General features: G+C 74.2%; 24 protein-coding genes. 5 read left to right on the forward strand and 19 right to left on the reverse strand.

Features of this window, described 5'->3' with window-relative positions; genetic code table 11:
• Window positions 1-41: 41 nt before the first annotated feature.
• The 4 genes from ACYVG5_RS17820 (at window position 42) to ACYVG5_RS17835 (ending at window position 3,803) form a co-directional block, all read left to right on the forward strand.
• A complete protein-coding gene (locus ACYVG5_RS17820; protein ID WP_222049287.1) occupies window positions 42-503 on the forward strand; it encodes a hypothetical protein in 462 nt (153 codons plus the stop codon).
• Between the two features lie 272 nt (window positions 504-775).
• Window positions 776-1,720, forward strand: coding sequence for a hypothetical protein (locus tag ACYVG5_RS17825; protein ID WP_460683407.1), 945 nt, complete (start codon window positions 776-778; stop codon window positions 1,718-1,720).
• A gap of 2 nt (window positions 1,721-1,722) precedes the next feature.
• Window positions 1,723-2,721: an LCP family protein gene (locus tag ACYVG5_RS17830; RefSeq protein WP_222049285.1), complete on the forward strand. Its 999-nt coding sequence runs from the start codon at window positions 1,723-1,725 to the stop codon at window positions 2,719-2,721.
• A 137-nt stretch (window positions 2,722-2,858) separates the two neighbouring features.
• Window positions 2,859-3,803: a hypothetical protein gene (locus tag ACYVG5_RS17835; protein ID WP_222049284.1), complete on the forward strand. Its 945-nt coding sequence runs from the start codon at window positions 2,859-2,861 to the stop codon at window positions 3,801-3,803.
• Window positions 3,804-3,867: 64 nt separating this feature from the next.
• Here ACYVG5_RS17835 and ACYVG5_RS17840 read toward each other — a convergent pair whose 3' ends face one another.
• The 9 genes from ACYVG5_RS17840 to rpsB form a co-directional block, all read right to left on the reverse strand.
• Entirely contained in the window at window positions 3,868-4,602 is a 735-nt protein-coding gene (locus tag ACYVG5_RS17840) for a VIT1/CCC1 transporter family protein (protein WP_222049283.1), read from the reverse strand.
• Window positions 4,599-5,792, reverse strand: coding sequence for a dual-specificity RNA methyltransferase RlmN (rlmN, locus tag ACYVG5_RS17845; RefSeq protein WP_246630528.1), 1,194 nt, complete (start codon window positions 5,790-5,792; stop codon window positions 4,599-4,601). Before rlmN ends, ACYVG5_RS17840 begins: the two co-directional genes overlap by 4 nt.
• A 76-nt stretch (window positions 5,793-5,868) precedes the next feature.
• Window positions 5,869-7,293, reverse strand: coding sequence for a hypothetical protein (locus ACYVG5_RS17850; protein WP_222049281.1), 1,425 nt, complete (start codon window positions 7,291-7,293; stop codon window positions 5,869-5,871).
• A 149-nt stretch (window positions 7,294-7,442) separates the two neighbouring features.
• Entirely contained in the window at window positions 7,443-8,105 is a 663-nt protein-coding gene (locus ACYVG5_RS17855; protein WP_460683408.1) for a TrmH family RNA methyltransferase, read from the reverse strand.
• A 106-nt stretch (window positions 8,106-8,211) separates the two neighbouring features.
• Window positions 8,212-9,171, reverse strand: a complete 960-nt coding sequence (locus tag ACYVG5_RS17860; RefSeq protein ID WP_460683409.1) for a phosphatidate cytidylyltransferase — start codon at window positions 9,169-9,171, stop codon at window positions 8,212-8,214.
• 217 nt (window positions 9,172-9,388) lie between these two features.
• Window positions 9,389-9,946 carry a ribosome recycling factor gene (gene frr / locus ACYVG5_RS17865; RefSeq protein WP_222049278.1) on the reverse strand — a complete coding sequence of 186 codons (558 nt, stop codon included), beginning with the start codon at window positions 9,944-9,946 and terminating at the stop codon, window positions 9,389-9,391.
• A gap of 117 nt (window positions 9,947-10,063) precedes the next feature.
• Window positions 10,064-10,852 carry a UMP kinase gene (pyrH, locus tag ACYVG5_RS17870; protein ID WP_460683410.1) on the reverse strand — a complete coding sequence of 263 codons (789 nt, stop codon included), beginning with the start codon at window positions 10,850-10,852 and terminating at the stop codon, window positions 10,064-10,066.
• A gap of 193 nt (window positions 10,853-11,045) precedes the next feature.
• The gene (gene tsf / locus ACYVG5_RS17875) at window positions 11,046-11,861 is read right to left on the reverse strand and encodes a translation elongation factor Ts (RefSeq protein ID WP_222049277.1); all 816 of its coding nucleotides are present in this window, start codon (window positions 11,859-11,861) and stop codon (window positions 11,046-11,048) included.
• A gap of 118 nt (window positions 11,862-11,979) precedes the next feature.
• Window positions 11,980-12,993 carry a 30S ribosomal protein S2 gene (gene rpsB / locus ACYVG5_RS17880; protein ID WP_222049276.1) on the reverse strand — a complete coding sequence of 338 codons (1,014 nt, stop codon included), beginning with the start codon at window positions 12,991-12,993 and terminating at the stop codon, window positions 11,980-11,982.
• 320 nt (window positions 12,994-13,313) lie between these two features.
• Here rpsB and ACYVG5_RS17885 point away from each other — a divergent pair, with 320 nt between their 5' ends.
• Window positions 13,314-13,838, forward strand: a complete 525-nt coding sequence (locus ACYVG5_RS17885; protein ID WP_222049275.1) for a murein hydrolase activator EnvC family protein — start codon at window positions 13,314-13,316, stop codon at window positions 13,836-13,838.
• 63 nt (window positions 13,839-13,901) lie between these two features.
• On the opposite strand, the gene whiG is transcribed toward ACYVG5_RS17885, so the two are convergent.
• The 10 genes from whiG to rplS form a co-directional block, all read right to left on the reverse strand.
• On the reverse strand, window positions 13,902-14,699 hold the full coding sequence (whiG, locus tag ACYVG5_RS17890; RefSeq protein WP_222049274.1) for an RNA polymerase sigma factor WhiG: 798 nt from the start codon (window positions 14,697-14,699) through the stop codon (window positions 13,902-13,904).
• A 58-nt stretch (window positions 14,700-14,757) separates the two neighbouring features.
• The gene (locus tag ACYVG5_RS17895) at window positions 14,758-15,717 is read right to left on the reverse strand and encodes a tyrosine recombinase XerC (RefSeq protein WP_222049273.1); all 960 of its coding nucleotides are present in this window, start codon (window positions 15,715-15,717) and stop codon (window positions 14,758-14,760) included.
• Window positions 15,718-15,844: 127 nt separating this feature from the next.
• The gene (gene dprA / locus ACYVG5_RS17900) at window positions 15,845-17,056 is read right to left on the reverse strand and encodes a DNA-processing protein DprA (protein WP_222049272.1); all 1,212 of its coding nucleotides are present in this window, start codon (window positions 17,054-17,056) and stop codon (window positions 15,845-15,847) included.
• Window positions 17,053-18,573 carry a YifB family Mg chelatase-like AAA ATPase gene (locus tag ACYVG5_RS17905; protein WP_222049271.1) on the reverse strand — a complete coding sequence of 507 codons (1,521 nt, stop codon included), beginning with the start codon at window positions 18,571-18,573 and terminating at the stop codon, window positions 17,053-17,055. Before ACYVG5_RS17905 ends, dprA begins: the two co-directional genes overlap by 4 nt.
• Window positions 18,573-19,004 (reverse strand): YraN family protein, encoded by a 432-nt coding sequence (locus tag ACYVG5_RS17910; protein ID WP_460683411.1) that lies wholly within the window; start codon window positions 19,002-19,004, stop codon window positions 18,573-18,575. Before ACYVG5_RS17910 ends, ACYVG5_RS17905 begins: the two co-directional genes overlap by 1 nt.
• Window positions 19,005-19,105: 101 nt before the next feature.
• Entirely contained in the window at window positions 19,106-19,426 is a 321-nt protein-coding gene (locus ACYVG5_RS17915) for a DUF2469 domain-containing protein (protein ID WP_163612132.1), read from the reverse strand.
• On the reverse strand, window positions 19,423-20,172 hold the full coding sequence (locus ACYVG5_RS17920; protein WP_222049270.1) for a ribonuclease HII: 750 nt from the start codon (window positions 20,170-20,172) through the stop codon (window positions 19,423-19,425). Before ACYVG5_RS17920 ends, ACYVG5_RS17915 begins: the two co-directional genes overlap by 4 nt.
• A 224-nt stretch (window positions 20,173-20,396) precedes the next feature.
• Window positions 20,397-21,113, reverse strand: a complete 717-nt coding sequence (locus ACYVG5_RS17925) for a LuxR C-terminal-related transcriptional regulator (RefSeq protein ID WP_222049269.1) — start codon at window positions 21,111-21,113, stop codon at window positions 20,397-20,399.
• Between the two features lie 183 nt (window positions 21,114-21,296).
• Window positions 21,297-22,313 (reverse strand): signal peptidase I, encoded by a 1,017-nt coding sequence (lepB, locus tag ACYVG5_RS17930; protein WP_222049268.1) that lies wholly within the window; start codon window positions 22,311-22,313, stop codon window positions 21,297-21,299.
• A gap of 119 nt (window positions 22,314-22,432) precedes the next feature.
• Window positions 22,433-22,789 (reverse strand): 50S ribosomal protein L19, encoded by a 357-nt coding sequence (gene rplS / locus ACYVG5_RS17935; RefSeq protein WP_222049267.1) that lies wholly within the window; start codon window positions 22,787-22,789, stop codon window positions 22,433-22,435.
• Between the last annotated feature and the right edge of the window lie 92 nt (window positions 22,790-22,881).

Consider the following 22,881-nt stretch of genomic DNA (forward strand, 5'->3'; position numbering starts at 1 on the left):
AGGTCCGGCCGCCGGACCACCGCCCCACCCCGGAGGTCCCGATGGCCCGCCTGCCCCGTTCCCGGGTCGCCGTGGCGGCCGGTCTCGCCGCCGGCACCGCCGTTGCGGTCCTCACCTTCGGGACCACCGCGGCCGCCGCGCCGCAGGGTGCGCCGGCCAGTGCACCCGCGCTGCCGCTGACCGTGGTCGCGGGGACCCCGTTCACGGTCAGCGGAAGCGGGTGCCACGCCCTCGACGCCGGCGATCCGGCCAGGGTGGCCGTCCTGACCGACGAGGCGGAGTCGACCGACGACCTGGCCGTCGGCGTGGCCGACGCCGACGGCGAATGGTCGGTGACCCTGTCGTTCCCGGCCGGCACGTCGGCCGGGACGCACGAGGTGGGCGCCGTGTGCCGGGGCGGCGGCTCCGCGGACAGCGCGGAGTTCGACTACCCGATCGTCGCCGTGACCGTGACCGCGGCAGGACCGCCGGCCTCCGGCACGGACGACGCCGACCGCCCCTGATCGCTGGACGATCGACCGCAGGATCGTTCCGGTCACCCGCCCTCGCGCCGTGACGCAGATACCAGCACATGTGGGTAGCGATCCGTCCAGCTGTCGGCAGGTGCACACAGCGTCGAAGGCCTCGCGTCTGGACGATCCGCGGGTCAACTGTCATGACTTGGTCGATAGCGTGGCGTGTCGGAGCAACGACTGCCATTCCGGGACGAGACCGACCACTAGACAGACACCAACAGGCCCGGACGTCGGGCCGCCGCCACGAACCGGAGACTCCGATGAGCCGCCTGTCCCGCTCCCGCGTCGCCGTGACGACGGGCCTCACTCTCGGCACCGCTACCCTCGGTCTGGCGCTGGCGCCTGCCGCCCTCGCCGCCGACCCGCTGCCCGCCCCGGTGGCTCCTGCCTCCGTCGTCGCCGGTGCGTCGTTCACCGTCAACGGCACCGCATGCCCGACCCTCGACGAGGCATACCCGGCATTCGCGGTCGTCCTGACCGACGAGGCGCTGGAGACCGACGACCTGGTCATCGGGGAGTCCGACGCGAACGGCGCATGGTCGGTGACCCTGTCCTTCCCGACCGGCACCCCGGCCGGCGTCCACCAGATCGGTGCGGTCTGCAGCCAGGTCTACGGCACCGAGGGCACCGAATACCCGTTCATCACCACGACGGTGACCGCGCCGGCCACGACGCCGACCCCCGCCCCCAGCACCGACACCAACGACACCGGCACCGACACCGGCACCGACACGGCCACCCCGGCCACCCCGGCCAAGGGCGCCATCAAGGGCGCCTCGGCCAACACCGCGGGCATCGCCCCCACCTCCACCTCGGTGCCGGCCTCGGCCGTCGTCCCGGGCAAGGAGATCACCAAGATCCTCAAGGGCTTCCAGCCCTTCGAGGTCGTCACCCTGGTCATGCACTCCACCCCGACCGTCCTGGGCACCTTCACCGCCGACGCCAACGGCGTCGTCACCGCGACCTACACCATCCCGGCCGGCACCACCGAGGCCGACCACACCTTCGTCTACGACGGCAACAAGGGCTCCTACTTCCAGGAAACCGTCCACGTCGGCACCGGCACCACCACCGCCAGCTCCAGCAACCTGGCCTACACCGGCGCCAGCGTCGCCGTCCCACTCGCCCTCGGCGGCGCCCTCGTCATCGCCGGCAGCGGCGCCCTCCTCGTCTCCCGCCGACGCACCGGAGCCACCCAGGCCTGAGCATGACCACACCGACCACACCCGCGGACGCCGGCCAGGAACCCCCCGGCCGGCGTCCGCCGTCCGCTGCCCCCGGGGTCTCGTCCCGGCGGCGCCGGCTCCGGACGGTCCTCGCCGTCCTGGCGGCGCTGGTGGCGCTCCTCTGCGTCGATGCGACGCTGGTCAGCGCCCGGGTGGGTGAGCTGGATGTCGATCTGCGTCCGGACGGCGACGGGACCACCTGGGTGCTCGTCGGCTTGGACTCCCGCGAGCGCCTGCCGGCCGGGGCGGCCGTCGAGGACTTCGGCAGTCCGCAGGACGTGCCGGGGAGCCGTGCCGACGTCATCGTCGTCGTGCACCGGACGGCCGACGGCGTCGCCGGTGCGCTGTCGATCCCCCGGGACCTCGTCGTGCGATCCGGGGGTATCACGGCCGGCCGCCTGGCTCTGACCTGGCTGGACGGCCCGGGGGCCACGGCCGACGCGCTCTGCACCCTGGGCATCCCGGTCGACCACCTGGTGGCGGTCGACCTGGCCGGCTTCGCCTCGGTGGTGGACGCGGTCGGCGGTCTGGACCTCGACGTGGCCGCCGCGGTCCGCGATCCCGCCGCCGGGCTGTTGCTGCCCTCGGCCGGGCCGCAGCACGTGGACGGCGCGACCGCCCTGGCTCTGGTGCGCTCCCGGCATCCGGAGCGCCGGGTCGGCGACGACTGGGTGCCGGTCCCGGTCGACCCGGACGGCCGCGCGTCGGCCGCCGGCACGGTTCTCTCGGCCCTCACCGACGCCGTCCACGGATCCGTCGTCCGCCCGTGGCGTCTCCAGCGGATCGCCTGGGCCGCCTCGGGTGCGGTGACCGTCGACCCGGGCACCTCCGTGGCCGATCTGATCTCGCTGGCCCGGGCGGACGTCGGGGAGGTCGCGGTACTGCCGGTCAGCGCTCCCGTGGGTAGCACCATCGCCCGGGTCGCGACCGATGAGACGACCGCCGCGGTGGCGGCGGCAGGCCTGGCCTGCGAGCGATGAGCATCGGGTCCGCTCCGGGCAGATCCGGACATCGCCGCCCCGTCGGGTGATCCCGTTTCAGTTGGCCCGGTTCCACGCCGATGTCCAGGGCAAGCCGGTCCGGACGTGCGGGCCGCCAACCTGAGACCGGAGTCCCGATGTCCCTCCTTCCCCTGCGCCGCGTGACCGCTGCCGCCGGCCTGTCGCTCGTCGCCACCACCGCCGGTCTGGCGCTGGCGCCCGCCGCCCTCGCCGCCGACCCGCTGCCCGCCCCGGTGGCTCCTGCCTCCGTCGTCGCCGGTGCGTCGTTCACCGTCAACGGCACCGCATGCCCCACCCTCGACGAGGCATACCCGGCATTCGCGGTCGTCCTGACCGACGAGGCGCTGGAGACCGACGACCTGGTCATCGGGGAGTCCGACGCGAACGGCGCATGGTCGGTGACCCTGTCCTTCCCGACCGGCACCCCGGCCGGCGCCCACCAGATCGGTGCGGTCTGCAGCCAGGTCTACGGCACCGAGGGCACCGAATACCCGTTCATCACCACGACGGTGACCGCGCCGGCCACGACGCCGACCCCCGCCCCCAGCACCGACACCAACGACACCGGCACCGACACCGGCACCGACACGGCCACCCCGGCCACCCCGGCCAAGGGCGCCATCAAGGGCGCCTCGGCCAACACCGCGGGCATCGCCCCCACCTCCACCTCGGTGCCGGCCTCGGCCGTCGTCCCGGGCAAGGAGATCACCAAGATCCTCAAGGGCTTCCAGCCCTTCGAGGTCGTCACCCTGGTCATGCACTCCACCCCGACCGTCCTGGGCACCTTCACCGCCGACGCCAACGGCGTCGTCACCGCGACCTACACCATCCCGGCCGGCACCACCGAGGCCGACCACACCTTCGTCTACGACGGCAACAAGGGCTCCTACTTCCAGGAAACCGTCCACGTCGGCACCGGCACCACCACCGCCAGCTCCAGCAACCTGGCCTACACCGGCGCCAGCGTCGCCGTCCCACTCGCCCTCGGCGGCGCCCTCGTCATCGCCGGCAGCGGCGCCCTCCTCGTCTCCCGCCGACGCACCGGAGCCACCCAGGCCTGAGCATGACCACACCGACCACACCCGCGGACGCCGGCCAGGAACCCCCCGGCCGGCGTCCGCCGGCTCAGCCGATGCCGGATCCGATCGCCAGACCGATCAGGTAGGTCACCGCGGCCGCCACGGCGCCGAACAGCAGCTGGCGCAGGCCGGCCTGCCACCAGGGCCGCGCGGTGAAGCGCGCGGAGATCGCGCCGGCCGCGACCAGACCGATCCCGCCGCACAGCAGTGCGAGCCACAGCACCGGCGCCCCGAGCAGGAACGGCAGCAGCGGGATCACCGCGCCGACGGCGAAGCACAGGAACGAGGAGACCGCCGCCGTCATCGGCGACGGCTTCTCCTCGGGGTCGAGGCCCAGCTCGTTCACCGCGTGCACCCGCAGCGCCTGCTCCGGGTCGCGGGACAGCTGCTCGGCGACCGCCGCGGCCAGCGGGGCCTCGAGCCCCCGGGCCTCCCACAGCTCGGCCAGCTCCCGCTGTTCACCGACGGGGTTGGTCGTCAGCTCGTGGCGCTCCTTCGCGACCTCGAGGTCCAGCTGCTCGTTCTGCGTGGTGACCGACGTGTACTCACCCAGCGCCATGGAGATCGCCCCGGCGGCGAGACCGGCAACCCCGGACAGGACGACGGCGTGCGCGCTGACCCCGCCCCCGGCCACCCCGGCCACCAGCGCGGTGTTGGTCACCAGGCCGTCCATCGCCCCGAAGACGGCGGCGCGCAGCCATCCCCCGGCGACGTCGGAGTGGGTGTGGGTGTGCGCCTCGGCCTGTCCCGGATGCCCACCCGCGGTGCCCGGTGCGGTCATGCCTCGTCGGGGTCGGCGCCCAGGGCCACGGACTCCTCGACGGGTGGCTGCGGGATCGAGGGGGTCGCGAGGGCGACGCTGGGGACGCCGTCCACCTGGTCGGCGGCGGCGAGCTGCCCGCAGGCGCCGTCGATGTCCGATCCGCGGGTGTCGCGGACCGTCGTCGGCACGCCGGCCGCCCGGAGCCGGGCGACGAACTCGCGCTGCGCGGGCAGCGGGCTGGCGTCCCAGGGGCTGCCCGGGGTCGGGTTCAGCGGGATGAGGTTGACGTGCGCCAGCCGCGAGGACAGCAGCTTCCCGAGCAGGTCGGCGCGGAACGGCTGGTCGTTGACGTCGCGGATCAGCGCGTACTCGACCGAGTACCGGCGACCGGTGCGCCGCGCGTAGTCGTCGGCGGCGCCGAGCACCTCGGCGACCTTCCAGCGAGTGTTGATCGGCACCAGGGTGTCGCGCAGCTCGTCGTCGGGGGCGTGCAGGCTCACCGCGAGGGTCACGTTGAGCCCCTCCTCGGTGAGCCGGCGGATCGAGGGCACCAGGCCGACCGTGGAGACGGTCACCGCGCGCTGGGACAGCCCGAGCCCGTGCGGGGCCGGCGTGAGCAGCGCATCGAGGGTCTTGCGGACGCGGGGGTAGTTCGCCAGCGGCTCGCCCATGCCCATGAAGACGACGTTGGACAGCCGCCCCGGCCCCCCATGGATCTCCCCGTTCGCCATGGCGGCCGCGGCGGCCACGGCCTGACCGATGATCTCGGCCGCGGAGAGGTTGCGGGTGAGCCCGCTCTGCCCGGTCGCACAGAACGGGCACGCCATCCCGCAGCCGGCCTGGCTCGAGATGCAGACCGTGGCCCGCTCGGGGTAGCGCATGAGCACGCTCTCGACCAGCGCGCCATCGTGCAGCCGCCACAGGGTCTTGCGGGTGCGTCCACCGTCGGCGGACTGGTGCCGGACCGGGGTCAGCAGGCCGGGCAGCAGCGCCGCGGTGAGGTCCTCGCGGACCGCGGCCGGGAGGTCGGTCATCTGCGCCGGGTCGGTGACCCCGGCGTAGTAGTGCCGCACCAGCTGGTCGGCGCGGAAAGCCGGCTGCCCCAGGTCGACCGCGGCGGCGCGGGCCTCCTCGCGGGTCAGATCGGCGAGGTGGCGGGGCGGCTTGGTACGCCGCGGGGCGTCGAAGACGAGAGGCAGGGCAGTCATAGCGTGTTCCATGGTCCCACTGCCCGGCGGCCCGGGGCCCGTCGGTGAGGGTGAGATGGCTCCCCGGCCGGTGGGGTCAGTAGGGCCGGGCGGCGCTCGCAAGCGGCGGCAGCTCGACCGGAGGGGTCGGTGCCGACGTCGCGGTGGGCGGCGCCGTGCCGGTCGGCGGGGCGGTCGGCGTCGGCTCCGCCGGATCACTCGGCTCTGCCGGATCGCTCGGCTCCGCCGGATCGCTCGGGTCGGGCGGCGTCGTCGGCGTCGGCTTCGCCGGATCACTCGGCTCCACCGGATCGCTCGGGTCGGGCGGTGCCGTCGGCGTCGGCTCGGCCGGATCGTTGGGGTCGGGCGTCGTCGGCGTCGGCTCCGCCGGATCGTTGGTGTCGGGCGTCGTCGTCGCCGTGGGCGGCTGCGTCGCGGTGGGCGGCGGCGTCGCGGTGGGCGGCGTCGTGGGCATCGGCGTCGTGGGGATCGGCGTCCCGATCGGCGGGGCACCGGGCGTCGGCGTTCCCGCGGGCGGGGCCATCATGACCGGGGCGCCCGGCGTCGCTCCGGTCGAGGGCGCGCCGACCGGAGCGGCGGTCTTCACCGGGGCGACGGGGGGCACGGGCGCCCGCACGGCGGTCACCGGTCGTGCCACCACCGGCCGCCCGGCCGCGTCGCCAAGGGTCGTGCCGCTGGCGGCGGGCGCGGCCAGCGGCCCGGTCACCCGCGCGACCGACGGCTCGGCGGCCGGAACCGCGGTCGGCACGGCAGGGGGGCTCGGGACGGCGGCACCGTCGGCGCCCCGGCCCGCTCCACCGGCGCGCGCCGAGGGGGTCGTCGCGGCAGGGGTCTCCCGCTCGGCTGCTGCGACGGCCGGGGCCTCGCGGTCGGCGACACCGGACGACGTGAACACCGCGACTCCCGCGCCGACGACGACCAGGACCAGCGGCACGAGCATCCGGGCCCGCCACCGGGGACGCACGCCGGCAGGGCTCAGGACGGGTTCCTGGTCGACGGACCCGACGGGATCCCGGGCGTCGGGTCCCGCGCCCTCGTCGACGTCGTCCTCCGCCTGCTCGTCGTCGACGACCGCAGCCGCATCGGTGACCGCGGGCTCCAGGGCCGGGACCGCCGTCTGGGCAGGTCCGGCGGCTGCCGCGGCGACGACGCCGGTGTCCGCGGGCCCGTCGTCAGCACCGTCGTCGCCCTCGGCATCCCGGAGCTCTCCGTCCTCCGCGCCCTCGGCCGCGGCCGCGTCGACGTCCAGCGGCTCGACCGCGTCGCCGTCCGCGGCGCCGCCGGTCGGTTCCGGAGATCCGTCGTCCCCAGGCTCCTCGGGCTCAGCCTCGTCGGGCCCGGCTTCCTCGGGCCCAGCCTCGTCGGGCTGGAGCTCGTCATCCTCCGACGCCAGCCACTCGGGCAGCCAGGCGGCGTCCCAGCTGGGGTCGGCGGCATCCGCGCCCGGAGCGCCGGGCGCGGCAGGCGGAGGAACGACGTCCCGCGGTCGACCGGTGTCCACGAGCGCTCCTCCCCCGGCGGTCGTCCGGCCGGCCACGTCCGTGGCCGGTACTCAGGAAGCCGGAACCAACGGGCCATGCTGCCCCTCGCCGGCGGGTCCGCCGGGCAGGCGACGCCGGGGAGAATGGCCAACCCGCGCCGGGCGCGTCGTCACACTTCGTTACTGGAGTGGCCGGACAGGTCCGCGTGTTGCCGGACCCAGCCGTGCATGGCGATCCCGGCAGCGACGCCGGCGTTGAGCGACCGGGTCGAGCCGAACTGCGCGATCGAGACGGTGAGCGCGGCCCCCGCCCGGGCCTCCGGCGTCAGCCCGGGCCCTTCCTCGCCGAAGAGCAGGACGCAGCGCCGGGGCAGGTCGACGGTCTCCAGCGGAACGGCACCGGGCCCGTTGTCGACCGCCACGACGGCCAGGTCGGTCGAGGCCGCGAAGCGCAGCAGGTCGGCGACCGTCGGGTGGTGGCGCAGGTGCTGGTAGCGGTCGGTGACCATTGCCCCACGCCGGTTCCAGCGCTGACGGCCCACGACGTGCACCTCGGCAGCGAGGAAGGCGTTGGCGGTACGCACGACCGTGCCGATGTTCATGTCGTGCCCGAAGTTCTCGATGGCGACGTGGAACGGATGCCGGCGCCGGTCGAGGTCGGCGACGATCGCCTCGAGCGTCCAGTAGCGGTAGCGGTCGACGACGTTGCGCCGGTCGCCACCGGCCAGCAGTTCCGGGTCGAGACGAGCATCCGCCGGCCACGGACCCGGCCACGGGCCCACCCCGACGGATTTCCCCCACTCGGTCGGTCCGGGAGGTTCCTCGTTCGGCACCGGGAGCATGCTGCCACGGCGCCGGCGGGAACCCGGCCGACGAGCCGGCCCGGCGGGGGTTCACCGTCGTCGGCCGGAGCAGGTGCGCGTCGACGGCCCGTCGCCCTCACACCGGGGCGACGACCGACAGCAGCAGGTAGGCGACGGCGGCCGAGGGCAGCAGCGAGTCCATCCGGTCCATCAGCCCACCGTGGCCGGGCAGCAGCGCCCCCATGTCCTTGATCCCGAGGTCGCGCTTGATCAGCGACTCGCCCAGGTCGCCCAGCGTCGAGGTGAGGGCGATCGCTATCCCGAACAGCACCCCACCCCACCAGGGCCCGGAGAATGCGAGGGTGACGAACAGGGTGCCGATGAGCACGCACGCCGCGACCGAGCCGGCCAGCCCCTCCCAGGACTTCTTGGGGCTCACCGTCCGCGCGAGAGGATGCTTTCCGAAGAGCACACCGGCCGCGAAGCCGCCGATGTCGCTGCCGACCACGGTGACGATGAAGGCCAGCACCCGGGCGGCGCCGTCGTCAGGGACCAGCAGCAGCACCGCGAAGCCGGCCAGCAGCGGCACGTAGAGCGCCACGAGGACCGCGGCGGAGGCATCGCGCAGGTAGCCGACCGGGCCGTCGCCGAGCCGCCAGAGCAGGACGGCGAAGACGGTCAGCAAGAACGCCACCACCAGGCCGGTGGGGCCCCGGGTCCAGGCCAGCGCCACGATCGCCAGCGAGCCGATCAGCAGCGGCGGGAGCGCCGGGCGGTGCCCGCCGTCCTCGAGGGCACGGCTGAGCTCGACCACGCTGATCAGCACCGCGATGGTGAGGACGAGCAGGAACGCCGGCCGCCAGACCAGCAGGGACGCGAGGAGGACCACAGCCAGGCCGACGCCGACGCCGACGGCGGCGGCCATGTTCCGGCCGGCCCGTCCGCTGGCCGGTGCCGGAGCGCCACTGGGCGTCTCGTGCGGCGTCTCGCCGGTCGCCTCGGCCCCCAGCGCGTCGGGCAGCGCGGTCGCCGGTGGCTCCTCGGCTCCGCCGCCATCGGCCGGCCGGGCCGGGGAGGCCCCGGAACGGCGAGGCACCGGCGGTGGCTGCACCTGCCGCACCGGGCCGGTGTCGGCCCGACGGTGGGCGGGACCGGGCCGCGGCCGCCGCGGAGCATGCTCCTGGGGAGCCGGCCGGTCGTCGTCCCGGTCGAGGCCGGGGACCAGGCCCCTCAGGCCGAGGGCAGGCTCGGTACCCGGGCCGTTGGGCTCGGGGCGGGACGGGTGGCGGGCCATCGTGCTGCGGCGCGTCGGCTCAGACGTCCAGCAGCTCGGCTTCCTTGTTCTTCATCGCCTCGTCGATGCTGGCCACGTGGGCCGAGGTGAGGTCGTCGAGCTCCTTTTCCGCGCGGCGCACGTCGTCCTCACCGGCCTCGCCGTCCTTGGCGATGCGGTCGAGCTCTTCCTTCGACCGGCGCCGCACGTTGCGGATGGCGACCTTGGCGTCCTCGCCCTTGGCGCGGGCCACCTTGACCAGATCACGGCGGCGCTCCTCGGTCAGCTGCGGGAACACCACCCGGATCAGCGTGCCGTCGTTGGTCGGGTTGACGCCCAGATCCGAGTCGCGGATGGCCCGCTCGATGGCCTGCAGCTGACTGGCGTCGTAGGGCTTGATGACCGCCATCCGCGCCTCCGGCACGGTGATCGAGGCCATCTGCGGCACCGGGGTGTAGGCGCCGTAGTAGTCGACGACGATCTTGTTGAACATCGATGGGGTGGCGCGGCCGGTGCGGACGGAGCCAAGGTCCTCGCGGGCGACCGACAGGGCCTTGTCCATCCGCTCCTCGGCGTCGAGCAGGGTGTCGTCGATCACGGGGCTCTCACTTCCTGCGGCAGGTGCTGCCGCGCTGGCCGGCGGGTGGTGACGGTGCGGGGCGGTGCGGGCGACGTCCGGCGAGCGTCGCCCGCACCGTGCGAGCGGAGCCGGTCGTCAGACCGGCTGGCTGATCAGCGTGCCGATCTTCTCACCCGCGACCGCCCGGGCGATGTTGCCGTCGCGCAACAGGTTGAACACGACGATCGGCATCTGGTTGTCCATGCAGAGGCTGATGGCCGTGGCGTCGGCCACCTTGAGCTGCTTGGCGAGCACGGTGCCGTAGTCGAGGTCGTGGTACATGGTGGCCGCGGAGTTGGTCCGCGGGTCGTCGTCGTAGACGCCGTCCACCCCATTCTTGGCCATGAGCAGCACCTGGCAGCCGATCTCCAGGGCGCGCTGGGCGGCGACGGTGTCGGTGGAGAAGTACGGCATGCCGGCACCGGCGCCGAAGATGACCAGGCGCCCCTTCTCCAGGTGCCGGACGGCCTTGCGGGGGATGTAGGGCTCGGCGACCTGCCCCATGGTGATCGCCGTCTGCACCCGGGTCTCCAGGCCCACCTGCTCGCAGAAATCCTGCAGCGCCACACAGTTCATGACCGTGCCGAGCATGCCCATGTAGTCGGCGTGCCGGCGGTCCATGCCTGCCTGCGACAGCTCGGCGCCGCGGAAGAAGTTGCCGCCACCGACGACGACGGCGACCTGCGTGCCGGCGTGGACGACGGCGGCCAGCTGCTCGGCGATGTTGCGGACGATGTCCGAGTCCAGCCCGACCTTGCCGCCGCCGAAGGCCTCACCGGAGAGCTTGAGCAGCACCCGGGAGTAGCCCTGGCCGTCCGGGGGCGCGAAGGCGGTGGGTGCGGACGTCAGCCCCTCCGGGTTGATGGCGGTACGGGTGTCGGTCACATCGGTCCCTCGGGTCGGTGTCGTCTGCGTCGATCCTGCCGCATGGAGCCGCAGCGGGCGGGTCGGCCTGGGTCCGGACAGCCCACCGGCCCCGTCCCTGACGGGAACGGGGCCGGCGGTGACGTGCTGGAACGGCCCCCTTCCCGGGACCCACGCCGAGCCTGCGAGGCGGGGGGAGGAAGGGGGTCCTTCTTCAGTTCTGGCCGACCTCGAACCGGGCGAACCGGTCGACGGTCAGCCCCTGCTCGGCGATGACCTGCTTCACCGTGCGCTTGGGCTCGGTGATCGAGGGCTGCTCGAGGAGGACGAAGTCCTTGTAGTAGGCGTTGACCCGACCCTCGACGATCTTGCTGATCGCCTGCTCGGGCTTGCCCTCCTCCTTGGCCGTCTGCTCGGCGACGCGACGCTCGGTCTCGACCGCCTCGGCCGGGACCTCCTCACGGGTGAGGTACCGCGGGCGGGCGGCGGCGATGTGCATCGCCAGGCTGCGCGCGGCCTCCTCGCTGCCACCGGAGTACTGCACGGCCACCCCGATCGCCGGGGGCAGGTCGGTGGCGCGCTTGTGCAGGTAGATCGCGGTCGCGCCGTCGAAGGCGACGAAGCGGGACAGCACCAGCTTCTCGCCGATGCGGGCCGACTCGGACTCGATCAGCGCGGCGACGGTCTGGCCGTCGACCTCGGTGGCCAGCAGGCCGGCGGCGTCGGCCGGCTTCTGCGCCAGGGCGACGTCGAGCAGCCGGTCGGCGAGCTTGACGAAGTCGGCGTTCTTGGCGACGAAGTCGGTCTCGCAGTCCAGCTCCAGCAGGGCGCCGTCGCGGCTGACGACCACCCCGTTGGTGGTCGAGCGCTCCAGGCGCTTGCCGACGTCCTTGGCGCCCTTGACCCGCAGGAACTCGACGGCCTTGTCGTAGTCGCCGTCGGCCTCGGTGAGGGCCTTCTTGCAGTCCATCATGCCGGCGCCGGTGGCGTCGCGGAGACGCTTGACGTCGGCTGCGGTGAACGCGGGCATGTCACTTCCTCTGGTCTGGTGGAGTTCGGGACTCACGGCTCCGCGACGTACTCGCGGCGGCCCCTTCGCAGGGGCCCGCCGCGAGCTCGCGAGCGGTGGGGGGCGAGGGGGTCCTTACTCAGCCGTTCTGGGCGTTCTGCGTGCCGGTGGCGGTGTCGCCGGTGGCGGGAACGCCCTCGACGGGGGCGACCTCGGTCGCGGTGACCGTCGGGGGCTCGGCCGGGGTCTCCGGCAGCGGGGTCGCGGCGGCCTCGGCCGGCGCGGCGGCCTCGGCCGGTGCGGCGGGCTCGGCCGGCTCGGCCGGTGCGGTGGGCTCGGCCGGTGCGGCGGCCTCGCCCTGCTGGCCGGTCAGGAGCTCCCGCTCCCAGTCGGCCAGCGGCTCGCCACCACCGATGGCCGGCGCCTCGGCGCCGTCCTCGCTCCGGCCCGCGTTGGCCTGGGCCGCGGAGCGGGCCATCAGGCCGTCGGCCACGGCGTCGGCGATCACCCGGGTGAGCAGGCCGGCGCTGCGGATGGCGTCGTCGTTGCCCGGGATCTTGTAGTCGACCTCGTCGGGGTCGCAGTTGGTGTCGAGGATCGCGACGACGGGGATGCCCAGCTTGCGGGCCTCGCCGACGGCGATGTGCTCCTTCTTGGTGTCGACGATCCAGACGGCGCTGGGCACCTTCTGCATGTCGCGGATGCCACCGAGGGAGCGCTCGAGCTTGGCCTTCTCGCGCGAGAGGACCAGCTGCTCCTTCTTCGACAGGCTGACCAGCGCACCGGTCTGCTCGAGGTCCTCGAGCTCCTTGAGGCGCGCCAGCCGCTTGTAGACGGTCTGGAAGTTGGTGAGCATGCCGCCCAGCCAGCGCTGGTTGACGTAGGGCATGCCGACGCGGGTGGCCTGCTCGGCGATGGCCTCCTGCGCCTGGCGCTTGGTGCCGATGAACATGATCGACCCACCGTGGGCCACGGTCTGCTTGACGAACTCGTAGGCCTGGTCGATGTAACCCAGCGTCTGCTGGATGTCGATGATGTAGATGCCGTTGCGCTCGGTGAAGATGAAGCGCTTCATCTTCGGGTTCCAGCGACGGGTCTGGTGCCCGAAGTGGACCCCGCTGTCGAGCAGGTTCTTCATGCTGACGACTGCCACGTGGCGCCGCCTCTCTGTGCGCGCGCGGTCGACCCTGGGTCGGACCGCGCTCCTCGGTTGACGCGGGTGCCGGTTGGCGCACCGCCCTGGTGTCCGTTCCGCGCCACCGACCCGCCGCAAGGAACGGGACCGAGGTGGCGACCGCCCCGCTGCTGGAGCGGGGAGAGGACACGCGAAGTCGATCCGCCAGAGGCGGACCGCGTCGATCAGCATACGCGCTGCCGGGGGGCGGTTCGACCGGGTCGTCCCCAGCCCCGCGACCGGTCCACAGCGGCGGCGGGTCCGGGCCCCGCCGCCCGATGTCCGCCCAGGCTGGTCGGGTGCTCGCCCGCCGTGTGCTCGTCGTCGCGCTGGTCGTCGGCCTGCTGTCGGGGCCGGCAGCGCGGGCCGCTCCCCCGGCGGCCGCCCCGCCGGAGCCCTTGGCTCCGGCCACGTCCCGCTGGGGCTGGCCGCTGGCCGGCTCCCCCACGGTCTCCCGCGCGTTCGACGCCCCGCCCACGCCCTACGCGGCCGGCCACCGCGGGGTGGACCTGCTCGGCGCCGCCGGCGACCCGGTGCTGGCCGCCGGCGCCGGCGTGGTCTCGTTCGCGGGCATGGTCGCCGGCCGCCCGGTGGTGAGCGTCGCGCACGCCGACGGCCTGCGGACGACGTACGAGCCGGTGCAACCCACCGTCGCCGCGGGGCAGTCGGTGACCCGGGGGTCGGCCCTGGGCACGCTCGCCCGGGGCCACGCCGGCTGCCCGGTCGAGGCCTGCCTGCACTGGGGGCTGCGGCGCGGCGAGAGCTACCTGGATCCACTGTCGCTGCTCCGCGTCCCGCGGGTGCGGCTGCTGCCGTGGGGCTGACGGTCGACGTGCCGCTGGCAGGGGAACGCCGGCCGTGGAACGCCGACCGGTCGCCCCTCTCCCTCAGGCGATGTCGGCGAGCTTGGTCCGCAGGTGCAGGACGGCCTTGGTGTGCAGCTGGCAGATCCGGCTCTCGGTGACGCCCAGCACCCGGCCGATCTCGGACAGGGTGAGGCCCTCGAAGTAGTAGAGACTCACCACGACCTTCTCCCGGTCGGGCAGCTGCTCCACGGCCCGGGCCAGCAGCTGACGGGCCTCCCCGTGCTCGGCCATCGCCTGCGGGTCCAGTGCGCTGGTGTCCTTGAGCGTGTCGACCAGGCGCGGGGCGGAGCCGTCGTCGTCCACGAGGAGCTCGTCGAGCGCGACGACGTTGACCAGGGACAGCTGGCCGAGGAACTTCCGGATGTCCTCGACGTCCATGTCCATCTCGTCGGCGATCTCCTCCTCGGTCGGGCTCCGCTGGAACTTGCTCTCCAGCGCCGCGACCGTGCGCTCGAACAGCCGCGCCCTGGTGCGCACCGACCGCGGGATCCAGTCGGTCGACCGGAGCTCGTCGATGATCGCGCCACGGATCCGCGCCATCGCATAGCTCTCGAACTTGATCTCGCGGGAGGGCTCGAACCGGGTGATCGCGTCGATCAGGCCGAAGGTGCCGTAGGACACCAGGTCGGCCTGCTCCACGTGCGCGGGCAGGCCGCTGCCCACCCGGCCGGCGACGTACTTCACCAGGGGGGCGTAGTGCAGGATCAGCCGGTCACGCAGGGCGCTGTCCCGGCCGACGACGTAGCGCGCCCACAGATCGGCCACCGCGGCACCGCGGTCGTCGTCGACATCGGGCTCCTGGACCGTCGCGTCAGTCACCGGTCGTCCTCCGCGCGGTCGTCGACCGCGGCTGCTGCCCCGTCACTCAGGCACCCCTTCAAGCTCGTGGATGTGCTCGCGCATGGACCGCGCGGAGCCGCTCGACCGTCACGTGCGTGTAGACCTGCGTCGTCGCGAGGCTAGCGTGACCCAGCAGCTCCTGGACCGACCGCAGGTCAGCGCCGCCCTCCAGGACGTGGGTGGCCGCGGAGTGCCGGAGCCCGTGCGGGCCGACGTCGGGGGTGCCGGGCGTCGCGGCCACCGCGGCGTGCACCACCCGGCGCGCCTCCCGGGCGTCCAACCGGCCGCCCTTGACCCCCAGCAGCAGCGCAGGGCCGCTGTCGGGCACCGCGAGCACGGGCCGGCCGTCCGCCAGCCACGCCTCCACCGCCGCGGCCGCCGGCGCACCGAACGGCACGCTGCGCTCCTTGCGGCCCTTGCCGAACACGCGGAGCAGCCGCCGGCCCCGGTCCACGTCGTCGACGTCCAGTCCGACCAGCTCACCGACCCGGACGCCACTGGCGTAGAGCAGCTCGACGACCAGCGCGTTGCGCAGCCGCACGGCCGTGGCGGCCCCGTCCTCGGGCTCGTCCCCGGCCCGGCCGGCGCGGTCGAGCACCTCGCGTGCCTGTTCAGCGCCGAGCACGCCGGGCAGCGTGCGGTGCCGGCGCGGGCTGGACAGCCGGAGCCCGACGTCCACCGGAACCTGGCCGGTGCGGCGCAGGTGCGCGGTGAACTGGCGCGCCGAGGCCGCGCGCCGCGCGGTGGTCGCCCGGCTGTCGCCCTTGGCCCGGCCCTGGGCCAGCCAGCTGCGGAGCGTGGCCAGGTCCAGGTCGGCGACGCCGGCGCCCCGACGTCGGACGAGATGGTCGAGCAGGGAGACGACGTCGCCCACGTACCCACGCACGGTGTGCTCGGAGAGGTCCCGCTGCAGCCGCAGGTGTTCCTCCCAGCCGGCCAGCGGCTCGGCCAGCGGAGCGGGCAGCGCAGCACGCAGCCCTGCTGTCCCGATCGCCATGCGCTGAGCCTCCGTCGGCAGGGCGACATGGTCAACGGGCCACGCCGGACACCTCGCTCACGACCGATCACCAGGGCCTGGTGCGCGCAGGGCGGGCTCCTCCCCCAGCAGGCCCCTTGCGGACGGGCTACCCGCCCCGGTGCAGGCGCCAGCCGGTGCCGGTCCACTGCACCAGGTCGGCGAGCTCCAGTGCGGGCAGCACCCGCAGCACGTCGACGACGTCGCAGCCGGCAACCGCGGCCAGCCGCTCCGGCGGCACCCCGGTGCGCACCGGGCAGGCGTCGAGCACCCGCCGGGCGACGTCGGAGAGGCTGTCGCGCGGGGTGGTCGGGGTGGCGGCGCGCTCGGCCAGGTCGGTGCCGATGCCACCGACCCGATCGACGACGTGCGCCGCGGTGGCCACCAGCGTGACGTCCTTCTCCCTCTCGCGCAGGAGCTCGTGGCACCCCACCGACATGGCCGAGGTGACCGGTCCCGGAACCGCCATCACCGCCTTCCCCAGCCGGTGCGCCCGGTTGGCGGTGGCCTGCGCGCCCGAGCGGGCCGCGGCCTCCACCACCACCGTGCCCCGGGTGAGCCCGGCGATCAGCCGGTTGCGGACCAGGAACCGGTGCCGCAGCGGCGCGCAGCCCGGGGGCCACTCGCTGACCAGCAGGCCGTCGTCGAGCACCCGGGCGAACAGCGTCGAGTGCGCGACCGGGTAGACCCGGTCGACCCCGCACGCCAGCACCACCACGGTGGGCGCGCCCGCTGCGAGTGCACCCCGGTGCGCCGCTGCATCGATGCCGTAGGCGCCACCGGAGAGGACCGTCCAGCCCCGCTCCCCCAGCCCGTGCGCCAGCTCACCGGCCACGTGCTCGCCGTAGGCGGTCGACGCCCGGGACCCCACCAGCGCGACCGACCGGTCGACGAGATCGTCGAGCCGGGGCTCCCCGCGTACCCACAGTGCCACCGGGGGCACCAGGGCCTGCGTGCGGTCGGTCGCCGGGGCGCCGTCCGCGGGCTCCGCTGCCACCGCGAGGGCCAGCGCGTGCAGCGGCAGGGCCGGCCACTCCTGGTCCTCGGGGCAGACCAGCCGGGCACCCAGCCGCTCGGCCCGCCGGAGATCGGCTCCGCTGACGTCCTCGTCGGCACGCGGGCCGACGAGCGCCTGCACCCGGGCCGGCGCGACTCCCGACCGCAGAGACGTCGCGGCGGCCACCGGCCCCTCCCGCTCCACGAACCGCCACAGCGCGACATTGCCCGGTTCCACGGCCCGGGAGAGCCAGGCCCGGGCACGGCGCACCTCGGGCGGCGCCGGAGGCTGCTCCGGACCGGGCCCGACGGGCGGCCCGCTCATGCCGCCGCCCGCTGCAGCCGCATGCCCAGGGCCTCCGCGACCTGATCACTCCCCGGCGTCGTGATGCCGGCCAGGTCGGCCAGCGTCCAGGCGACCCGCAGCACCCGGTCGAAGCCCCGGACCGACAGGGCGCCGCGTTCCAGGGCGCGCTCCGCCAGGGGGAGCGCGCCCCGGGGCACCGGCCAGCGGTCACGCAGCAGCCGACCGGGGACCTGGCTGTTCAGCTCCAGGCCCGTTCCGGCCAGCCGGGCGGCGGCTGTCGCCCGGGCGGCGCGCACCCGTCGCGCCACCTCGCCCGTGGACTCGGGCGGGGCCAGCCCGTCCAGCCAGGCCGCGCGGGTGACCGCCGGCAGGTCCACCCGCAGGTCGACCCGGTCGAGCAGCGGCCCCGACAGCCGGGACTGGTAGCGCCGCCGTTCCAGCGCACTGCACGTGCAGGCGGTGTCACCGGCGGCGCTGGCGCACGGGCAGGGGTTGGCGGCCAGCACCAGCTGTGCCCGGCATGGGAACGTCGCCGATCCGCTGGCCCGGTGGATGGTCACCTGCCCGCGCTCCAGCGGCTGGCGCAGCGTGTCCAGCACGGCACGGGGAAATTCCGGTGCCTCGTCGAGGAACAGCACGCCGCGGTGCGCCCGGCAGAGGGCCCCCGGCCGGATTTGCCCCGACCCGCCGCCGACCAGCCCGGCCATGGTGGCCGAGTGGTGCGGCGCCTCGAACGGCGGCCGGGTGGCCAGCGGCGACCCCGGCGCGAGGGTGCCGGCCACCGAGGCGATCGCGGTCACCTCGAGGGCGGCGGGCTCGTCCAGCGGCGGCAGCAGCCCGGGCAGCCGCTCGGCGAGCATCGTCTTGCCCGCCCCCGGCGGCCCGGTCAGGAACAGGTGGTGCCCGCCGGCGGCGGCGACCTCCACCGCCCGCCGGCCGGCCGCCTGCCCCACCACGTCGGCGAGGTCGGCGCCCGGCGGCGCAGGCGGGCCGGGGACGCGTGCGTGCGGCGTGAGCGCCACCCGGCCGGCGAGGTGCGCCACGACCTGACCGAGGCTGCCCGCGGCGAGCACGTCGATGTCCTCGACCAGCGCGGCCTCGTCAGCGTTCTCGCCGGGGACGATGACCTGCCGGTGACCGGCCCGCACGGCGGCCAGCACGGCCGGGAGCACCCCGCGAACCGCCCGCAGGGACCCGTCCAACCCGAGTTCGCCCAGCAGGACGAGCTCGTCGACGGCCGCGCGGGGCAGCACCCCCGCCCCGGCCAGCACTGCCACCGCGACGGCGAGGTCGAAGCCGCTCCCCTGCTTCGGCATCGCCGCCGGCGACAGCCCGATCGTGACGCGACGCAGGGGGAACTCGTGACCGCTGTTGACCACCGCCGCCCGCACCCGGTCCACCGACTGCCGCACCACCGCGTCGGGCAACCCGACCAGCACGACCGTCGGCACACCGGAGGCCAGGTCGACCTCCACCTCCACCATGGCGCCCTGCACACCGGCCAGCCCCACCGACCACGTCCGGGCGAGCGCCATCAGAACGCGTTCCGCAGGTGGGTGACCCGGGCGGGGCCCGAGCGGGGGACCAGCACGCCGACCACGTCGAAGCGGAGGTCGGGGGCATGGTGCTCGTGGGCGTCCAGCCAGGCCCGGGCCAGCTGGCGCAGGCGCCGGCGCTTGACCGCCGTCACCGCCTCGACCGGGTGCCCGAAGCCGTTCGCCGAGCGGGTCTTCACCTCGCAGAAAACCAGCGCGGAACCATCCCGGGCCACCACGTCGAGCTCACCGGACCGGCAGCGCCAGTTGCGGTCGAGCACCTCCAGGCCCTGGTCGGTCAGCACCCGCACGGCCACCCGCTCGCCGTACGCGCCCAGCGCGGCCCGGGTGGACGGGCGGGCACCGGTGGGCGGCCGTGGCGTCGTCTCTCGTGGGTTCTGCACCCCGCCGACCGTTCCCGGCAGCCGCACCGGGGTCCACGGTCCGGCTCGGGCTGTGGAGGGGTCCGCTGCCTGTGGACGGCGGCCGGCGGGCCAGAGGTCGACCGGGAACGCTTCCCCGATGGATCAGGTCAGGGCAGGCGGGGATTGTCCGGGAGCTCGAGGTCGGGCTTGTCGAGCTCCTCCACGTTGACGTCCTTGAACGTCACCACCCGCACGTTCTTCACGAAGCGGGCCGGGCGGTACATGTCCCACACCCAGGCGTCGGAGAGCTTCAGCTCGAAGAACACCTCGCCGCCGGCGTCGCGGACCTGCAGGTCCACCGAGTTGGCCAGGTAGAAGCGGCGCTCGGTCTCCACGACGTAGGAGAACTGCCGGACGATGTCCTTGTACTCGCGATAGAGCTGGAGCTCCATCTCGGTCTCGTACTTCTCGAGGTCCTCGGTGCTCATTGCTCGACTCCGCCCACGAGCACCGGAAAGTCGGTCGGCTGGGTGCTCACCGCCCCATCATCGTGCATCCCGCCCCCGCCCGACAGCCGCGGTGCCCGCGTGGCGCGCAGTGCGCTCGCCCGGGCCACGTTGACGAAGCGCATCCGGTGCTCGGAGCAGGGCCCGTGCCGGTCCAGCGCCGCGCTGTGCACGTCGGTGATGTAGCCCTTGTGCACGTCGAAGCCGTACTCCGGAAAGCGCTCGTGCAGGTCGAGCATGATGCGGTCCCGGGTGACCTTGGCCAACACGGACGCCGCGGCGACGCAGGCCGCGACCCGGTCGCCCTTCCAGACGGCGAGGGTGGGCTGGACCAGGCCGGAGACCGGGAAGCCGTCGGTGAGCACGTAGTGCGGGCCGGGATCGAGCACGGACACCGCCCGGCGCAGCGCCTCGATGTTGGTGACGTGCATGCCGCGCTCGTCCAGATCAGGGACGGGAATGGCGATCACCGACCAGGCGACCGCGCGGTCGACGATCTCGGCGTAGACCCGCTCGCGGGAGGCCGGGGTGAGCAGCTTGGAGTCGGCCAGGCCCGGGACCCGGCCACGGCGCCCGGGAGGCAGCACGCACGCGGCGGCGACCAGCGGGCCGGCGCATGCACCGCGGCCGGCCTCGTCCGCGCCGGCGATGGCACTGAAGCCGCGACGACGGATCGCGCCCTCCATCGACCAGAGGTCGTCGGGGGCCGGAGCGGGACGGACAGCCATCGCCGTCCGACCTTACGTCGCTGTCGGCTGGGTCCGCCGCCCTGCCGGACAGGGAACCGCGGGCCGGTCCCCGGGGGAACGGGGACCGACCCGCGGACGACCTCGCCGGACCACGGAAGGGTCCGGCGTGGTCACCGGACCAGCCACCGAGGTGACGGTCCGGCCGTGCAGTCGGGACCGGGCGCTGAGGAGGCGAGGACCCGGGCCCGACGGGCTCGGTGTGGTCAGGCGCCGGCGGGGGTGCCGGTCAGGGCGTGCGCGCCGCAGGTGCAACCCGGACGGGCCGGGTTGCGGGCCGAGAGCACGAGGGAGACCGCGTGGGCGCGGTCCCGGGCACCGAGCTTGCGCAGGATCGCCTTGACGTGGGACTTGACGGTGTCCTCGCTGATGAACAGGTTCCGGCCGATCTGCCGGTTGGACTGCCCCTGGATGAGCTCGTCGAGGACGTCGGCCTCACGCCGGGTCAGCGGCACCGACGGGGTCAACTCCTTGGCCACCGGCTCGGTGGCGCCCTCGGTGCGGCGGATCTGGGGGTCGACCACGGTGCGGCCGGCGCGGGCGGCCAGCACGGCCCAGCCCAGCAGGGTCGGCGAGGTGTTCATCAGCAGGTAGCCCCGCACACCGGCGGCCAGGGCCTCGTTGACCACGGCCGGGTCCTCCGAGGTGGCCAGCGCCACGATGGCGACCTGGGGGAAGCGGCGACGCAGGTCGCGGCAGGCGTTGAGCGTCTCGGCCCGGCCGGAGCCCAGCTCGACGACGACCGCATCGGGGCGGGCGGACTCGGCCAGGGTGAGCGCGCGACGGGCCTCGCCCGGCGTTCCGACCGCCTGCAGACCGGCGGTCTCGTTGATCATGCTGAGCAGCCCACGGCGCAGCACCGGGGCGTCGGCGAGGATGAGCACGCGGGTGACGCCGCGGGTGTTGGCCAGAGGTGCAGACACGACTTGCTCCGTTTCAGATCCGGTGAACTCTCAAACAATCCATCGGATGGGTGAACGGAGTACTTGAACACTTTTTCAAGAAAGACTTCTGCGCACACCGAAAGGTGCGACTGACCATTCGGGGCGACGAGTGCAGAATGTCGACAAGGCGCCTCGCGCCACTTCCCGCTCAGACGGGAATGGTCAGCCGTCGGCCGGCTCGCGTCCCGGCCGGGTCCGCGGACCGCGCCGCACACGACGCCATCCCGTGCCGGGTGGGCGGCTCGAGGGCCCGGTCAGCACGGCGCGCCGGGCCACCGAGCGGCGCCGTCGTCGCCAGGCGGTGACGGGGACAGCACCGATCAGGCCCAGGGCGTACGGGGCCGCCACGGCGGCATTCCCCTGCACCACCGGAGCCCCGAGCGCCTGCTCCTGACCCTGGATGTCCGGGTCGTCGAGCAGGGTGAACCGGTCCAGCGGCCAGACGATCAGCGCCGCCTTCCCGATGACGTCGTCGACGCCGATCGTGCCGGAGTACCGGTCGGTGACGTGCTCACGGGAGTCCGCCGAGGCCACCCGGTGGTCGCCCATCACCCACAGCCGGTCCTCCGGCACGGTGACCGGCCCGAAGGCCCGTGACTCCAGCGGCTTGTCCTCGAAGATGTAGGGCTCGTCGAGGGGCTCGCCGTCGACGGTGACCCGGCCCTGCGCGTCGCAGCACTGGACCGTCTGCCCTTCCGTCGCGATCACCCGCTTGACGAAGTCGTCCTCGCTCGGCGGGGCCACGCCGACGGCCCGCCCGATGGTGAGCAGCGCGCCGGACAGCCAGTTGCCCGGCTCGTCGACGGTGATCTCCGGCGACCAGGTGTCCGGCCCCTTGAACACGACGATGTCGCCCGGCTCGGGCTCGCCGAACCAGTACGGCACCTTGTTGACCAGGACCCGGTCGCCGGTGCAGCCGGTGCAGCCGTGCAGCGTCTGCTCCATCGAGCCCGACGGGATGAAGAAGGCCTGCACCAGGAAGGTCTTGACCAGCAACGCCAGCACGAAGGCCACCACCAGGAGCACGGGCAGCTCGCGCAGCAGCGAGGACTTCTTCTCCGGGTCGGCCGCACGCCGGTGCCCGCCGGCCCGGCGCCCCCGCTCCGGTCGCGTCGCGGGTTCCTCGGGCAGCGGCCCGTCGGTGGCGTCGGCAGGCCCATCGGCCCGGTCGGTGCTCATCACGACCAGCGTACGGTCCGCGTCCGGCACCAGCCCCGGACGCGGCGTGCAGCCGGCCACAAACGCGACCGGACCGGCTGCGGTGCGCAGCCGGTCCGGTCGGGAGAGAGGAAGTCGCGTCAGCGCGCGACGGTCTCGCGCTTCTCCTTGATCTTGGCGGCCTTGCCGCGCAGCTCGCGGAGGTAGTACAGCTTCGCCCGGCGGACGTCACCACGGGTGATGACCTCGATCTTCTCGACGACCGGGGTGTGCACCGGGAAGGTGCGCTCCACGCCGACACCGAAGCTGACCTTGCGGACGGTGAAGGTCTCGCGGATGCCCCCGCCCTGGCGGCGGATGATGACGCCCTGGAAGACCTGGATGCGGGAGCGGTTGCCCTCGATGACCCGCACGTGCACCTTCACGGAGTCCCCGGGGCGGAAGGTGGGGATGTCGTCGCGCAGCGACGCGGCGTCGAGGGCGTCCAGGGTGTTCATCGCAGCAGTCCTCAGTCCTAGTGGCTCGTTCGCGGTGCGGACAGCGGTGTGCCCGGCCTGTCCGTACTCGGGGGCTGCGCTCCACGCCCGGC

It is taken from the genome of Modestobacter lapidis, assembly GCF_054780755.1.

What these genes read in the sequence shown, in the direction of transcription:
- ACYVG5_RS17820 (WP_222049287.1), top strand. Translation starts at nt 42, where the DNA reads ATGGCCCGCCTGCCCCGTTCCCGGGTCGCCGTGGCGGCCGGTCTCGCC.
- ACYVG5_RS17825 (WP_460683407.1), top strand. Translation starts at nt 776, where the DNA reads ATGAGCCGCCTGTCCCGCTCCCGCGTCGCCGTGACGACGGGCCTCACT.
- ACYVG5_RS17830 (WP_222049285.1), top strand. Translation starts at nt 1,723, where the DNA reads ATGACCACACCGACCACACCCGCGGACGCCGGCCAGGAACCCCCCGGC.
- ACYVG5_RS17835 (WP_222049284.1), top strand. Translation starts at nt 2,859, where the DNA reads ATGTCCCTCCTTCCCCTGCGCCGCGTGACCGCTGCCGCCGGCCTGTCG.
- ACYVG5_RS17840 (WP_222049283.1), bottom strand. Translation starts at nt 4,602, where the DNA reads ATGACCGCACCGGGCACCGCGGGTGGGCATCCGGGACAGGCCGAGGCG.
- rlmN (WP_246630528.1), bottom strand. Translation starts at nt 5,792, where the DNA reads ATGACTGCCCTGCCTCTCGTCTTCGACGCCCCGCGGCGTACCAAGCCG.
- tsf (WP_222049277.1), bottom strand. Translation starts at nt 11,861, where the DNA reads ATGCCCGCGTTCACCGCAGCCGACGTCAAGCGTCTCCGCGACGCCACC.
- ACYVG5_RS17895 (WP_222049273.1), bottom strand. Translation starts at nt 15,717, where the DNA reads ATGGCGATCGGGACAGCAGGGCTGCGTGCTGCGCTGCCCGCTCCGCTG.
- dprA (WP_222049272.1), bottom strand. Translation starts at nt 17,056, where the DNA reads ATGAGCGGGCCGCCCGTCGGGCCCGGTCCGGAGCAGCCTCCGGCGCCG.
- ACYVG5_RS17905 (WP_222049271.1), bottom strand. Translation starts at nt 18,573, where the DNA reads ATGGCGCTCGCCCGGACGTGGTCGGTGGGGCTGGCCGGTGTGCAGGGC.
- ACYVG5_RS17915 (WP_163612132.1), bottom strand. Translation starts at nt 19,426, where the DNA reads ATGAGCACCGAGGACCTCGAGAAGTACGAGACCGAGATGGAGCTCCAG.
- ACYVG5_RS17920 (WP_222049270.1), bottom strand. Translation starts at nt 20,172, where the DNA reads ATGGCTGTCCGTCCCGCTCCGGCCCCCGACGACCTCTGGTCGATGGAG.
- lepB (WP_222049268.1), bottom strand. Translation starts at nt 22,313, where the DNA reads ATGAGCACCGACCGGGCCGATGGGCCTGCCGACGCCACCGACGGGCCG.
- rplS (WP_222049267.1), bottom strand. Translation starts at nt 22,789, where the DNA reads ATGAACACCCTGGACGCCCTCGACGCCGCGTCGCTGCGCGACGACATC.